This is a genomic window from Streptomyces sp. NPDC054794, from assembly GCF_053611585.1.
The window spans coordinates 76831-90959 of sequence record NZ_JBSHAQ010000003.1 but is presented as its reverse complement, the minus strand read 5'-3'; the positions used below and the strand labels follow the sequence as shown (position 1 = coordinate 90959).

The 14129-nt window shown below is 71.2% G+C and carries 12 protein-coding genes; 3 read left to right on the top strand and 9 right to left on the bottom strand.

Annotated features, from left to right (window positions below):
• Positions 1-6: 6 nt before the first annotated feature.
• From ACWGKT_RS04090 to ACWGKT_RS04075, 4 genes are all read right to left on the bottom strand, one after another.
• On the bottom strand, positions 7-2154 hold the full coding sequence (locus ACWGKT_RS04090) for a PTS fructose transporter subunit IIABC (RefSeq protein ID WP_453272380.1): 2148 nt from the start codon (positions 2152-2154) through the stop codon (positions 7-9).
• Between the two features lie 235 nt (positions 2155-2389).
• Positions 2390-3337, bottom strand: coding sequence for a 1-phosphofructokinase (gene pfkB, locus ACWGKT_RS04085; protein WP_453272379.1), 948 nt, complete (start codon positions 3335-3337; stop codon positions 2390-2392).
• Positions 3334-4095 carry a DeoR/GlpR family DNA-binding transcription regulator gene (locus ACWGKT_RS04080; protein WP_453272378.1) on the bottom strand — a complete coding sequence of 254 codons (762 nt, stop codon included), beginning with the start codon at positions 4093-4095 and terminating at the stop codon, positions 3334-3336. The genes pfkB and ACWGKT_RS04080 overlap by 4 nt, the downstream gene beginning before the upstream one ends.
• A gap of 250 nt (positions 4096-4345) precedes the next feature.
• Positions 4346-5866 (bottom strand): MFS transporter, encoded by a 1521-nt coding sequence (locus tag ACWGKT_RS04075; RefSeq protein WP_453272377.1) that lies wholly within the window; start codon positions 5864-5866, stop codon positions 4346-4348.
• Between the two features lie 62 nt (positions 5867-5928).
• Here ACWGKT_RS04075 and ACWGKT_RS04070 point away from each other — a divergent pair, with 62 nt between their 5' ends.
• Positions 5929-6897 (top strand): helix-turn-helix transcriptional regulator, encoded by a 969-nt coding sequence (locus tag ACWGKT_RS04070; protein ID WP_453272376.1) that lies wholly within the window; start codon positions 5929-5931, stop codon positions 6895-6897.
• Positions 6898-6936: 39 nt separating this feature from the next.
• Here ACWGKT_RS04070 and ACWGKT_RS04065 read toward each other — a convergent pair whose 3' ends face one another.
• The gene (locus ACWGKT_RS04065) at positions 6937-7548 is read right to left on the bottom strand and encodes a TetR/AcrR family transcriptional regulator (RefSeq protein WP_356146077.1); all 612 of its coding nucleotides are present in this window, start codon (positions 7546-7548) and stop codon (positions 6937-6939) included.
• A 625-nt stretch (positions 7549-8173) separates the two neighbouring features.
• The gene (locus tag ACWGKT_RS04060; protein WP_356145887.1) at positions 8174-9172 is read right to left on the bottom strand and encodes a sigma-70 family RNA polymerase sigma factor; all 999 of its coding nucleotides are present in this window, start codon (positions 9170-9172) and stop codon (positions 8174-8176) included.
• 226 nt (positions 9173-9398) lie between these two features.
• Between ACWGKT_RS04060 and ACWGKT_RS04055 the strand changes: the two genes are divergently transcribed.
• Positions 9399-9917: an N-acetyltransferase family protein gene (locus ACWGKT_RS04055; RefSeq protein ID WP_453272375.1), complete on the top strand. Its 519-nt coding sequence runs from the start codon at positions 9399-9401 to the stop codon at positions 9915-9917.
• A 70-nt stretch (positions 9918-9987) separates the two neighbouring features.
• Here ACWGKT_RS04055 and ACWGKT_RS04050 read toward each other — a convergent pair whose 3' ends face one another.
• Positions 9988-10776: a dioxygenase family protein gene (locus tag ACWGKT_RS04050; protein WP_453272374.1), complete on the bottom strand. Its 789-nt coding sequence runs from the start codon at positions 10774-10776 to the stop codon at positions 9988-9990.
• Between the two features lie 115 nt (positions 10777-10891).
• On the opposite strand from ACWGKT_RS04050, the gene ACWGKT_RS04045 reads away from it, so the two are divergent.
• Positions 10892-11401: a MarR family winged helix-turn-helix transcriptional regulator gene (locus ACWGKT_RS04045; protein ID WP_356145880.1), complete on the top strand. Its 510-nt coding sequence runs from the start codon at positions 10892-10894 to the stop codon at positions 11399-11401.
• A gap of 118 nt (positions 11402-11519) precedes the next feature.
• On the opposite strand, the gene ACWGKT_RS04040 is transcribed toward ACWGKT_RS04045, so the two are convergent.
• Together ACWGKT_RS04040 and ACWGKT_RS04035 are read right to left on the bottom strand one after the other, a co-directional pair.
• Entirely contained in the window at positions 11520-13058 is a 1539-nt protein-coding gene (locus ACWGKT_RS04040) for an MFS transporter (protein ID WP_356145877.1), read from the bottom strand.
• 260 nt (positions 13059-13318) lie between these two features.
• Positions 13319-13963 carry a TetR/AcrR family transcriptional regulator gene (locus tag ACWGKT_RS04035; protein WP_356145875.1) on the bottom strand — a complete coding sequence of 215 codons (645 nt, stop codon included), beginning with the start codon at positions 13961-13963 and terminating at the stop codon, positions 13319-13321.
• Between the last annotated feature and the right edge of the window lie 166 nt (positions 13964-14129).

Genomic DNA, 14129 nt, shown 5'->3' with positions numbered 1-14129 from the left:
GGGCCGTTAGGCCGCGACCGGCTGCTTCGGCTCCGTGGCCGCCGAGGTGGCGTTCGCCGTCGTACCGGCGTCCGCGGCCTGCGGGTTCTCCTTGCGCATGCCCTTCAGGACGACCACCAGTGCCGTCGTGACGCCCACGCCGGCCGCGATGGCGAGCAGGTAGAGGAACGGGTTGCCGATCAGCGGGACCACGAAGATGCCGCCGTGCGGGGCGCGCAGGGTGGCACCGAAGGCCATCGACAGGGCGCCGGTGACCGCGCCGCCGACCATCGCCGACGGGATGACGCGCAGCGGGTCCGCCGCCGCGAACGGGATGGCGCCCTCCGTGATGAAGGAGGCACCCAGCACCCAGGCCGCCTTGCCGTTCTCGCGCTCGGTCTGGGTGAAGAGCTTGCCGCGCACGGTCGTGGCCAGGGCCATCGCCAGCGGCGGGACCATACCGGCCGCCATGACCGCGGCCATGATCTTCATCGCGGAGTCGCTGGGGCTCGCGACCGCGATGCCGGCGGTGGCGAAGGTGTACGCGACCTTGTTGACCGGGCCGCCGAGGTCGAAGCACATCATCAGGCCGAGCAGGGCGCCCAGCAGGATGGCGTTCGCACCCGTAAGGCCGTTCAGCCAGTCGGTCATGGCCTTCTGGGCGGTGGCGATGGGCTTGCCGATCACGACGAACATCAGGAATCCGACGATCGCCGAGGAGATCAACGGGATCACCACCACCGGCATGATCCCGCGCAACGCCGCCGGGATGTCGATCCGCTGGATCGCCATCACCACGCCACCGGCGATCAGACCGGCCGCCAGACCGCCGAGGAAGCCCGCGTTGATCGTGAGGGCGATCGAGCCGCCGACGAAGCCGGGGACGAGACCGGGGCGGTCCGCCATGCCGTACGCGATGTAGCCGGCGAGGACCGGGATGAGGAAGTTGAAGGCCACGATGCCGATCTGGAACAGCAGGGCACCCCAGCTGCCCGTCTGGGTCCACACGAAGTGGTCCATGACCGACGGCGCCTTGTTCACCTGCCAGCCGCCGATCGCGAACCCGAGGGCGATCAGCAGACCGCCCGCCGCGACGAAGGGGACCATGTAGCTGACGCCGGACATCAGCCACTTGCGGAGCTTGGTGCCGTAGCCCTCGGCGGAGTCGCCAGCGCGCTCGACCGGGGTGCCGCCGGACGCCGCCGCCGTCACCTCGCCGCGCTCCGCCTTGCCGCGGACCTCGGCGAGCAGTTCGGCGGGGCGGTTGATGCCCGCCTTCACGCCGACGTCGACGGTGGGCTTCCCGGCGAAGCGGTCCTTGTCGCGGACCGGCACGTCGTGCGCGAAGATCACGCCGTCCGCCGCCGCGATCACGGCCGGGTCGAGCCGGGTGAAGCCGGCCGAGCCCTGTGTCTCGACGAGGACCTCGACGCCGGCCTCGTGGCCCGCGTTCTCCAGCGACTCGGCCGCCATGTAGGTGTGGGCGATACCGGTCGGGCAGGAGGTGACGGCGACGACACGGAACGGCCGCTCGCCCGCGCCGGAAGCGTCGTCCCGGGCGGCCTCCGCCGCGCCGGTCGTACTGCCCGCCGCGGCGCCGGCGGAGGCCGCCCCCGGCGCCGCAGCGGTGTCTTCGGGGGCGCTCGCGGCGTCCTTCGCGCCGTCAGAAGCGGTGTGCGCGCCCGCGTCGGCACCCGCAGCCGCCTCCGCCTCGGCCTTGACCTTCTCCGGAGCCTCGTCCCCGCGAATCAGCGCGGCCGCCGCCCCGGCGTCGGCCACCGACCGCAGCGCGGCGGTGAACTCGGCGTTCATCAGCTGCCGGGCCAGCGACGAGAGGATCGTCAGATGGGCGTCGTCGGCTCCGGCCGGGGCCGCGATGAGGAAGATGAGGTCGGCAGGACCGTCCGCCGCGCCGAAGTCGATGCCGGCGGCGCTGCGCCCGAACGCGAGTGTCGGCTCGGTGACGTGCGCGCTGCGGCAGTGCGGGATGCCGATGCCGCCGTCCAGGCCGGTCGGCATCTGCGCCTCGCGGGCGGCCACGTCGGCGAGGAAGCCCTCCAGGTCGGTCACCCGGCCGAGGGCCACCATGCGCTGGGCGAGGGCACGTGCCGCCGCTTCCTTGGTGTCGGCGGACAGGTCGAGGTCGACCAGGTCCGCGGTGATCATGTCACTCATCGCGGGCTCCTCTGCACGCGTATCGCCCGGGGAGTGGGGTGGGCGGAGGTGGGGACGGGGATGCTGTGGGGGGAAGGCCAGTCCGCGGAGGCAGGGCCGGAAGGACCCCGCCTCCGGCCGGCGGCGGGGCGGCTCGGGGCGCCCCGCCGGACCACGGCCGCGGCGGGCGACGGGTGGCCCCACCGCCGCACGGCCGGTGCGAGGAGCGCGGTGGACGCCGTGGTCGTACGGGCGTTCATGACACCGGCTCCGTCAGTTCACGGTCCGTCGGGATCGCCGACGTGACCGTCACCGCCGCCGGGTCCAGGTCGCCCGGCGCGGGCATCTCACTACCGGGCAGCCGGACGGCGGCCGCGCCGTGCGCGACGGCGGAGGCGAGCGCCTCCGGCCCACTGCCACCCGCGATCAGGAAGCCGGCGAGCGAGGAGTCGCCGGCGCCCACATTGCTGCGTACGACATCCACGCGTGCGCTGCCGAACCAGGTGCCCGTGCCGTCCACGAGCAACTGCCCGTCGGCGCCCAGGCTCGCCAGCACGGCGCGCGCGCCCAGCTCGCGCAACTCCTCGGCCGCTTTCACCGCGTCGCCCACCGTGGCCAGGGGGCGCCCGACGGCTTCGGCGAGTTCCTCGGCGTTCGGCTTCACCACGTCCGGGTGCTCGCACAACGCCTCCAGCAGCGCGGGCCCCGAGGTGTCCACCGCGATGCGTGCGCCGTCGGCGTGCGCCCGCGCGACCACATCGGCGTACCACGCCGGTGCGAGCCCTCTCGGCAGGCTGCCGCAGCACGCGATCCAGTTCGCGTCGTCCGACTGCGCGCGCACCGTCTCCAGCAGCAGTTCCTGCTCGGCCGCCGACAGTGCGGGCCCCGGCGCGTTGATCTTCGTCAGTACCCCGTCGGCCTCCGCGAGCGCGATGTTGGAGCGGGTGGCCCCGGCGACCGGGACCGGCACGACCTCGATGCCCTGCGCGTCGAGCAGGTCGGCGACGAGCGCTCCCGGCGCACCACCGAGGGGCAGTACGGCGACCGTGCGCCGTCCGGCGGCCGCGACGGCCCGCGAGACGTTCACGCCCTTGCCGCCGGGGTCCATGCGCTCGCCGGAGGCACGGATGACTTCACCGCGCTCCAGCGCGGGGACCTCGTACGTGCGGTCCAGGGAGGGGTTGGGGGTGACGGTGAGGATCATGCGCGTACTACTTCCGTGCCGCCGCGCTCGATGGCGGCCGCGTCGTCGGGGCTCAGCCCGCTGTCGGTGATCAGCAGGTCCACGTCGCTCAGGTCGCCGAAGCGGGCGAAGTGCTCCTTGCCGTGCTTGGCGGAGTCGGCCAGCAGGACCACGCGCCGGGCGGCGGCCACCGCGGCGCGCTTGACCGCGGCCTCGGCGAGGTCGGGGGTGGTCAGGCCGTGCTCGGTGGAGAAGCCGTTGGCGGCGACGAAGAGGACGTCGGCGCGGATCTCGCCGTACGCGCGCAGCGCCCAGGCGTCCACGGCAGCGCGCGTACGGTGCCGCACCCGACCGCCGACCAGGTGGAGCTGGATGCCCGGGTGGTCGGCGAGGCGGGCCGCGATCGGCAGGCTGTGCGTGACGACCGTGAGCGAGGCCTCCAGGGGGATGGCGCCGGCGAGGCGGGCGACCGTCGTACCGGCGTCGAGGATCAGCGTGCCCTCGGTCGGCAGTTCGGTGAGGGCCGCCTTGGCGATGCGGTCCTTCTCGTCGGCCGACGTGGACTCGCGTTCGGCGAGGTCCGGCTCGAAGTCGAGGCGTCCGGCCGGGATGGCGCCGCCGTGCACCCGGCGGACGAGGCCCGCGCGGTCGAGGGCCTTCAGATCGCGGCGGATCGTTTCCGCCGTGACCTGGAACTCCTCGGCGAGCGACAGGACGTCCACCCGGCCGCCGTCACGGGCGAGCCGGAGGATCTCTTGCTGCCGCTCCGGTGCGTACATGTCCGTTTGCCTCCGACCGATGCCCGAATCTGTGGTTTCACTGCGAGACTACGCCCGGATGTCCGGAAAGTAAACAGGTTCGGGCTCAATCCGGGCATGAACGGACTACTGGCCCTGTGGGGTCCGAACGGGGCCCACGCGAAAGGGCCCGGCACCCGAGGGAGGGTGCCGGGCCCGTGCTCCGGCGAAGCTCGGCGGATCCGAGGCTCAGGAGGTCCGGAGGTCTGGAACTCCAGAGGTCAGGAGGAACTCAGGACACCAGCTCCGGCTGCTTGTCCGCGGTGTCCTCGGCCGGGAGCTCCCCGGCTCCTTCGACATGCTGCGCGGGCCGCTTCGGCAGCGCGAACATCAGCAGGAAGATGACGCCCATCACCCCGGCCACCCACCACAGCGCGTGCTGGAAGGCGTTCACGAAGGCCGGACCCACCTGGGCCCGGGTCAGCCGGTCGTCGATGACGCCGAAGAAGACCACCGACACCAGCCCGAGCCCGAGCGCGTTGCCCATCTGCTGCACGGTGTTGATGAGACCCGAGGCCGAGCCCGCGTGCTCGCGCGGCACCTCCGAGAGCACCGCGTCCGTCAGCGGGGCGACGATCAGGCCCATGCCGGCGCCCATGACGACCAGCGGGAGCGCCATCTGCCAGGAGGCGATGCCGAGGCCGTACCGCTCGGACTCCGCGATGTAGATCAGGACACCGGCGGCCATCACCAGCGCGCCGGCCTGCAGCACCTTGCGGCCGAAGCGCGGGACCAGCTTCTGGACCGACATTCCGGCCGCCATCGACACGGCGATCGAGAAGGGCACGCCGGTCAGACCGGCCCGCAGCGGCCTCCAGCCCAGGCCCACCTGCATGTACAGGGTCCACACCAGGAAGAAGATGCCGAGCGCGATGCCGAAGACCGTCTGCACGGCGATGCCCGCCGCGAAGCTCTTCACCTTGAACAGGGACAGCTCGACCAGCGGGGAGCCGTCCCGCGCGCTCTTGCGCCGCTCGTACACCACCAGCCCCGCGAAGACGCCGAGCGCGCCGACCATCGACGCGTAACCCCACAGCGGCCAGCCCAGTTCACGGCCGCGGGTGAGCGGATAGAGCAGCATCAGCAGGCCCAGCGTCACCAGCGCGACGCCGACGGGGTCCAGCTTGAGCGCCTTCGGCGCCTTGGACTCCGTGATGAAGCGGCGGCCCAGGAAGAGGGCGACGACGCCGACCGGCAGGTTGATGAGGAAGATGGGCCGCCACTCGAGCCCGAACAGGTTCCACTCCGTCAGCAGCGCGCCGAGCAGCGGACCGGAGACCGCGCCCAGGCCGACGATCGCGCCGAACAGGCCGAAGACCTTGCCGCGCTCGTGGGCCGGGAAGGTGGCGTGCACGATCGACAGGACCTGCGGGACCATCATCGCCGCCATCCCGCCCTGCAGGATGCGGGAGGCCACCAGCATCTCCGGGTTCGCGGCGAAGCCGCACAGGGCCGAGGCGAGGGTGAAGCCGCCGACGCCGATGAGGAACAGCCGCTTGCGGCCGTGGATGTCGCCCAGGCGACCGCCGGTGATCAGGCCGGCGGCGAAGGCGAGGGCGTAGCCGGCGGTTATCCACTGGATCTGGCTGAAGGAGGCGCCCTCGTCGTGCTGGATCGACGGGATGGCGATGTTGACGATCGTGACGTCTACGAGGTCCATGAACGCCGCGGTCATCACGATCGCGAGCGCGATCCAGCGCCGGCGGTCACCGGCGTCGGGCTGTGCGGGAGAGGGGGTCTCGGTGGAGGTCATGGCTCAAAGGTAGGACCGCAGTAGGTCAGATCATGTCCTAGTTCTGCGGCATGCTCGAAGGTATGACGACGGACACACCGGCACGGCTGCTGCAGCTCCTGTCCCTCCTCCAGACGCCCCGCGAATGGCCCGGTGCGGAGCTCTCCGAACGACTCGGCGTCTCCCGCCGCACGGTGCGGCGGGACGTCGACCGGCTGCGAGAACTGGGCTATCCCGTGCAGGCGACGATGGGCGCCGACGGCGGGTACCGGCTGGTCGCGGGCAAGGCGATGCCGCCGCTCGTGCTCGACGACGAGGAAGCGGTGGCCATCGCGGTCGGACTGCGGGCCGGCGCCGGGCACGCGGTGGCGGGGGTGGACGAGGCGTCCGTACGCGCGCTGGCGAAGCTGGAGCAGGTGCTGCCCTCGCGGCTGCGCCACCGGGTGTCCACGCTTCAGGCCGCGACGACGCCGCTGACCAGCGGGGACGGGGCGAGCATCGCGCCCGAGACACTGACCGTGATGGCGTCCACGGTGGCCGGGCACGAGCGGCTGCGCTTCGCCTACCGGGCCGGGGACGGGACCGAGTCGCGCCGGCTGACCGAGCCGTACCGGCTGGTGTCGACCGGGCGGCGCTGGTACCTCGTGGCGTACGACCTCGACCGCGGCGACTGGCGTACGTTCCGCGTCGACCGGGTGACCAAGCCGTTCGCGACCGGCACGCGGTTCGCTCCGCGCCCGTTGCCGACGGGCGGGGCGGTCGAGTATCTGCGGCGGTCCATCCAAGGGCAGCAGGAGACGTACGAGTTCACGGTCGCGTTCGCCGCGGCGGCCGACGTCGTCGCTTCCCGGCTGCCCGAGTGGCTCGGGCAGCCGGAGCCGGACGGGGACGGGAGCGGCTGCGTGCTGCGCGGGACCACCGGTGAGGCCGTGGAGTGGCTGGCGGTCCGGCTGGTGATGGTGGGGTGCGAGTTCGTCGTGCGGGGGCCCGATGAACTCGTCGCGTGTGTACGGGATTTGGGCGGGCGGTTCAGCCGGGCGGCGGGTGGGTGAGCGGCGACCGTCCCGGCCACGGCTCCCCCCACCACCCGCCTAGGCGGGCCGCACCCCGGCGTCCCCCCACGGAAAGTCCCGTAGCGCCGCGAGATTTCTCAGGGCCAGGGTCGCCGGGCCCTCCGGACCCGATGCCGGGGCCGCGGTCATGGACCAGGATTCGACCGCCACCCGTACCGCCGCACACGCGACAGCGGCCGTGAAGTGCAGGTCGGTCGAGTGATCGGCAACGTTGTCGGAGGGGCCCGTCGGAACCAGCCGAGCCGTCAGCACCTGGGTCAGTGTGTGTTCCGAGGTCTGGCAGACCTCCGCCCACACCTTGCCCAGCGCGGGGCTGGTGTGGGCCAGGCGGACGAGGGTGCGGACCCATTCCCAGGAGGCGGCGGAGACGCCGAGGCCGGGGGTGAGGGTCCGGTGAGCCGCGTGTTCCAGGGCTTCGGGCTGCGAGAGTTCCGCGGGTGCCTCGCGGACCGCCTCCACCCAGCACTGCGCACCCGCCGCGTACAGGGGGGCCACCGCCTCTTCCTTGGTGGCGAAGTAGCGGTAGAAGGTGCGCGGCGCGACCCCGGCGGCCTGCGCGATGTCCTCGGCGCGGGTGGCCCGCAGGCCTCGGCTCACGAACAGTGCGGCGGCCGCCCGGGCGATCTCCATCCGGGTCTCGGCCTTGCGGCGCTCGGTCAGCGAGGCCGGGGAGACCAAAGAGCCCGGGGAGACCGGAGGGGCCGAGGAAAACGGCTGTTCCGGGGTTCCGCCGGTGGGGCTGGGGGTGCTCACGGCGGCAGGCTATGCCCATGTGGCAGAATCTGCCATCCGGTGGGCCACCCCGGGGTTCAGGTACGGGGTGGCCCGCCCTTCCACGTTGTCCCTGTGCGGGCCTGCCCGCACAGGCGGCTCCTGCAAGCGCCCGCGGCGGACTCCGTGGACACACGCAAAGGAGCCGAGCTCCGGCACCCGGGGGGGAGGGCGCCGAAGCCCGGCTCTGGGAAGGTCCCGGCGCCGGGGGGGAGTGCGTCGGGACGTGGCTCAGGGTGTGGCGGGGTCCAAAGGAGTGCGGTCCGAACCCCGAACTCCTGGGCCCTGAAGGGTTGTTCCCGGGGCCCAGAGAGTTGAAGCGGCGGTACAGAGCCATGTTTGCGCTGTCTTCCGCCACCCGGCGTACGCGGGAGGGGCGGTTGTACGCCACCCGGCGTGAAAGAGCCGCACACGCTGCCACGCATGCGGCTCTCGTGCCGCGCCGCCGTGTCTACCGGTTATGCCATGCCTTGCTCCATGCCGCTTACGCCGCCGCGTCGAAGCCGGTCGAGCGGGCCAGCTTCTTCAGTTCGAGCAGCGCGTGCTTCTCGATCTGGCGGATGCGTTCGCGCGTCAGGCCGTGCTCCTTGCCGACCTCGGTGAGCGTGCGCTCCCGGCCGTCCTCGATGCCGTACCGCATCTTGATGATGGAGGCCGTGCGCTGGTCGAGGCGGCCGATCAGGCCGTCGAGCTCCTCGCTGCGCAGCAGCGTGAGCACCGACTGCTCCGGGGAGACGGCCGAGGTGTCCTCCAGCAGGTCGCCGAACTGGGTCTCGCCCTCGTCGTCCACCGACATGTTCAGCGAGACCGGGTCACGGGCCCAGTCGAGCACGTCGGTGACGCGCTCCGGGGTGGAGCCGAGCTCGGCGGCGATCTCCGCGGGCTCCGGCTCGCGCCCGTGCTCGCGGTTGAACTCGCGCTGTACGCGCCGGATCCGGCCGAGCTCCTCCACGAGGTGGACGGGCAGACGGATCGTGCGGGACTGGTCCGCGATCGAGCGCGTGATCGCCTGACGGATCCACCAGGTGGCGTACGTCGAGAACTTGAAGCCCTTGCGGTAGTCGAACTTCTCGACCGCGCGGACGAGGCCCGCGTTGCCCTCCTGGACCAGGTCGAGCAGGGGCAGACCGCTGCGCGGGTAGCGCCGGGCCACTGCCACGACCAGACGGAGGTTCGACTTGATGAACACGTCCTTGGCGCGCTCGCCCTCGGCGACGAGGGCTTCCAGTTCCTCACGGGAGGCGTCCGTGGTGGACTCCTCGTATCCGTCGAGGACCTGCCGCGCGAACACACCCGCCTCTATGGTCTGGGACAGCTCGACTTCCTTGGCGGCGTCGAGCAGCGGTGTTCGCGCGATTTCGTCGAGGTACATGCCGACCAGGTCGCGGTCGGCGATCTCGCCGCCATGGGCGCGAACACTGCTTGCCGCGTCGGCCGTCTCGCCGGAGGCGGACTTACGACGGGCGACGGCACGGGTTGCCATGCGTGCTCCCTTGCGAATGGGGGTCCCCCCTGTTCGAGCGAAGCCGAGAACTTGGGGGAGGGTCAGCGGGTGGTCCAACGAACGCTCAGCACTAGGGGAACTACCGGGACTCTCCATGAGTGCCCTGCGTTCGAAGGAAACAACGACTGGAATCCGGACAGAATTCCCAACCCGTCCTTCAATTTTTCTGATCATGCAGTACCCTGTCCGGCCACAGGGAGGCGAGATGACGTCCGAGCTTGGAGAGGTGCAGGTCAGGCCAGGAGTCGAGAGTGACCTCGAAGCCCTCACGGACCTCTACAACCACTACGTGCGCGAGACGCCCATCACCTTCGACACCGCGATCTTCACGCCCGAGGAGCGCCGCCCCTGGCTGCTCTCCCACCCGGAAGACGGCCCGTACCGCCTGATGGTTGCCGTGGACGTGGACTCACAGCGGATTCTGGGTTACGCCACATCCAGCCCTTACCGCCCCAAGCCCGCGTACTCCACCTCCGTGGAGGTCACGGTCTACGTCGCACCGGACGCCGGGCGGCGCGGCGTGGGCACGCTCCTGTACAAGTCCCTCTTCGAGGCCCTGGCGGACGAGGACCTGCACCGCGCCTACGCGGGCATCGCCCAGCCCAACGAAGCGTCCACGCGCCTGCACGAACGTCTCGGGTTCCGGCACGTCGGCACGTACCGGGAGGTGGGCCGCAAGTTCGGCCGGTACTGGGACGTGGCCTGGTACGAGAAGGACCTCTAGACCGGCCGGGAGGATCTCCGGGCCGGCCGAGAGGATCTCCGGGATTTCCGGGATCGCCGGAATCTCCCAGTCAGCCGAACTGCACGGACCGCTTCGCCATTCCCATCCAGAACCCGTCGATCACCGACTTCTGCGCGTCCAGCTCGCCGCCCGCCTCCGCCGCGCCCATGGTGACGAAGAGCGGGGCGAAGTGCTCGGTGCGCGGGTGGGCGTAGCGGCCGGCGGGGGCCTTGTCGAGGAAGTCGAGCAGGGCGTCCCAGTCGCGGGCCTCCAGGGCGCGCCGGCCCCAGTCGTCGAACTCGGAGGACCAGTTGGGGACGCCGCCGGTGTACCGCAGGGCGGCCAGGTTGTGGGTGAAGAAGCCGGAGCCGACGATCAGCACGCCCTCGTCGCGCAGCGGGGCGAGCCGGCGGCCGATGTCCATCAGCCGCACCGGGTCGAGGGTCGGCATGGAGACCTGCAGGACCGGAATGTCGGCCGCGGGGAACATCTCCACGAGGGGGACGTAGGCGCCGTGGTCGAGGCCGCGGTCCGGGATGTCCTGCACGGGCATGCCCGGGGCGCGCAGCAGCTTGCGCACGGACTCGGCGAGTTCGGGGGCGCCGGGCGCCTCGTACGTCACCTGGTAGTAGTGCTCCGGGAAGCCCCAGAAGTCGTACACGAGGGGGACGGTCCTGGTGGCGCCGAGGGCGAGGGGGGCCTCCTCCCAGTGGGCGGAGACCATGAGGATCGCCTTGGGACGGGGCAGGCCGGCGGACCACGCGGCGAGCTGGCCGGGCCAGACCGGGTCGTCGGCCAGCGGCGGCGCGCCGTGGCCGAGGTAGAGGGCGGGCATGCGCTCCTGGGCGACGGCGGACATGACGGCGGCTCCTCACCGGTTGCTTTCTCAGCTATTGCTTTAACTCTCAAGCTCTCAGGACAGAGTACGCCACACTTGTTCAAGTTTCAAGGAGATTCCTCGTAGAGTGGGACGCATGAACACGGCACCCGACTCCGCCGCACAGCAGCGCTGGCTCACCGCCGAGGAACAGCGCGTCTGGCGCTCGTACCTGCAGGCCACCACCCTGCTGGAGGACCACCTCGATCGTCAGCTGCAGCGCGACGCGGGCATGCCGCACATCTACTACGGCCTTCTCGTCCAGCTCGCCGAGGCGCCGCGCCGCCGGCTGCGGATGACCGAGCTGGCGATGATGGCCAAGATCACCCGCTCCCGTCTCTCGCACGCGATCGCCCGCCTGGAGAAGAACGGCTGGGTGCACCGCGAGGACTGCTCCTCCGACAAGCGCGGCCAGTTCGCGGTGCTGACCGACCAGGGTGCCGAGGTGCTGCGGCGCAACGCGCCGGGCCATGTCGCCGCCGTACGCCAGGCGCTGTTCGAGCGGCTGACCCCCGAACAGCAGAAGACCCTCGGCGAGATCATGGAGATCGTCGCCGAGGGTCTTCAGCCCAACGAAGCGGGTGCGGACCTGCCCTGGCTCCGCTGAGCCGCTCACTCGCGGAGCCGGGGCAGGTCCTGGGAGTCGCACGTACGGGGCGTCCCCTCCCCGTGCGCACGGATGGTCCCGAAGGGGTGTCCGGGGTGTCCCGGGTGTCCCGGGTGCCTCAGTGGGCGACCACCGGCACCGGCACCTCGTCCTCGACGCCCTCGCCGGAGGCCACCGCGCCACTGCCCGGGGTGCCGGCGTTGACGAAGGTCACGACGATCACGGCGGCCAGCACCAGCATGCCGACGGCGAACCAGATCGCGTTGGTGTAGCCGTGCACGGCGCCCTCCATCTGAACCAGCTGCGCCTGCGACTTGGAGGTCGCGCCGGCGATGTGGTCCTTGATGTACGCGGTCGTCGCGGAGGCGGCGATCGTGTTCAGCAGAGCCGTACCGATCGCGCCGCCCACCTGCTGCGAGGTGTTGACCATCGCGGAGGCGACACCGGCGTCCCGGGGCTCGACGCCCAGGGTGGCCAGGGACATGGCCGGCATGAACGCCGTACCCATGCCGAGACCGAGCAGCAGCATCGCCGGCAGGATCGTCGCGGCGTACGAGGAGCCGATCTCCAGCTGGGTCATCAGCAGCATGCCGACGGAGGCGACCAGGAAGCCCGGGCCCATCAGCATCCGGGCCGGGACCCGGGTCATCAGACGGGTGCCGATCTGGGTCGAGCCGACCATCATGCCCGCGATCATCGGCAGGAAGGCGAAGCCCGTCTTGATCGGCGAGTAGCCCTTGATGACCTGCAGGTAGTAGGTCAGGAAGAGGAACGTGCCGAACATCGCGATGATGGCGATGCCGAGGGAGAGGTAGATGCCGCCGCGGTTGCGGTCGGTGACCACGCGCAGGGGCAGCAGCGGGGCCTTCACCTTGGCCTCGACGAGGACGAAGGTGAACAGCAGGACGGCCGACGCGACGAACAGCGAGACGGTCACGGTGTCGCCCCAGCCGTCGGACTCGGCGCGGGTGAAGCCGTACACGAGCGAGACCAGACCCAGGGTGGACAGGACGACGCCCGGGATGTCGAGCGGGGAACGGTTGCGGCCGCCCTCCGGCTCACGGATGACGAAGTACGCGCCGAGCGCGGCGACCACGGCGAACGGGATGTTCACGAAGAACGTCCAGCGCCAGTCCAGGTACTCGGTCAGCACGCCGCCGAGGATGAAGCCCACGGCGCCGCCACCACCGGCGATCGCGCCGTAGATGCCGAACGCCTTGGCGCGCTCCTTGGCGTCCGTGAACATCACGGCGAGCAGGGAGAGCGCGGCGGGGGCGAGCAGGGCGCCGAAGACGCCCTGCAGCGCACGGGCGCCGAACATCATCGCGCCGGTGGTCGCGGCACCGCCGAGCGCGGAGGCCGCGGCGAAGCCGGTCAGGCCGATGACGAAGGCCCGCTTGCGGCCCCACAGGTCGGCGATACGGCCGCCGAACAGGAGCAGACCGCCGAAGGCGAGGGCGTAGGCCGTGACGACCCACTGCCGGTTGCCGTCGGATATGCCCAGGTCCTGCTGGGCGGAGGGCAGGGCGATGTTCACGATGGTCGCGTCGAGGACGACCATCAGCTGGGCGAGCGCGATGAAGATGAGCGCTTTCCAGCGGTTGGCGTCGCCGGTTGGCGCGGCGGCGCCGCGAGCCTTGGCGGCTGTTTCAGACATGGAGATACCCACTTCAGGACTTCGGGACGGAAAAAGAGGTGACGGTGAAAGAGACGCGGAACGAGACGAGAGGGATGAGAGATCGGGACCGCCCGCCCTTGAGGACGGCCGGAAGCTTGGTCGTGAGTCTTGGTCGCGAGTGAGGACCGCGGTACGGCCCGGAACTCATCGATCCGGTGAGGGATCGGGTGCGGGATCGGCTGGTCGGATCGAGCTGGGCGGGATCGGGCTTGGTCTGGGCGGGATCGAGCTCGGCGGGATCAGGCTTGGCGCAGGTCCTCCATGGTCACGGCCGTGCCGGGCAGCACCGAGCGACCCGGCGCCCGCAGCCCGTCCAGGAACAGTTGCAGATGCCGGTGCACGAAGGGGTCGGCGCTGAGACAGCCCGTACCGGCCGGGGGCCGGCTGAGCTGCGCGACGGCGACCATCAGATCGCCGACACCGACGTCGGCGCGGAGCAGTCCGGCCAGCTTGGCCCGCTCCATGAGGTCCCCGACGATCCGCTCGACACGCTCCCGGGCGGCTTCGAGGTCGGGGTGATACTGGTCGAAGGTGCTGGTGACCATCGGGCACAGGGCGCTGATCCGCTCGTCGGCGGCGGCGTGCACGAAGCGCTCCAGTGCGTCGAAGGCGTCACCGCCCTCCGCGAGGGCCTGCTGCGCCGCGCGCACCGTACGGTCCAGGACCGAGCAGACGACCTCACGGACGAGGGCGTCGCGGTCCGGGAAGTTGCGGTACACCGTGGCATTGCCCACGCCGGCCCGGCGAGCGATCTCGTCGAGCGGCACGTCGGGGCCGTGCTCCACGAACATCTCCCGGGCAGCGGTGACGATCCGCTCCCGGTTGCGCAGGGCATCGGCACGAGGCCGGGGTGCCTTGCGCGTTACGGGGGTGGCGGTCTGCACGGCGCACTCCTAGGTCGACTGCGGTCTCGATCCGGGGAAGGAGTCCCCGTTTCGCTCGAACACAGGTCTAAACGGGGAAACGGTCCCCGGTTATTTCCCGCACCCGAGAAGATTTCTTGTGACCTGAGTCACATGCCTGTGGGTGTCCGCTCGCGGGTGTGAAGTC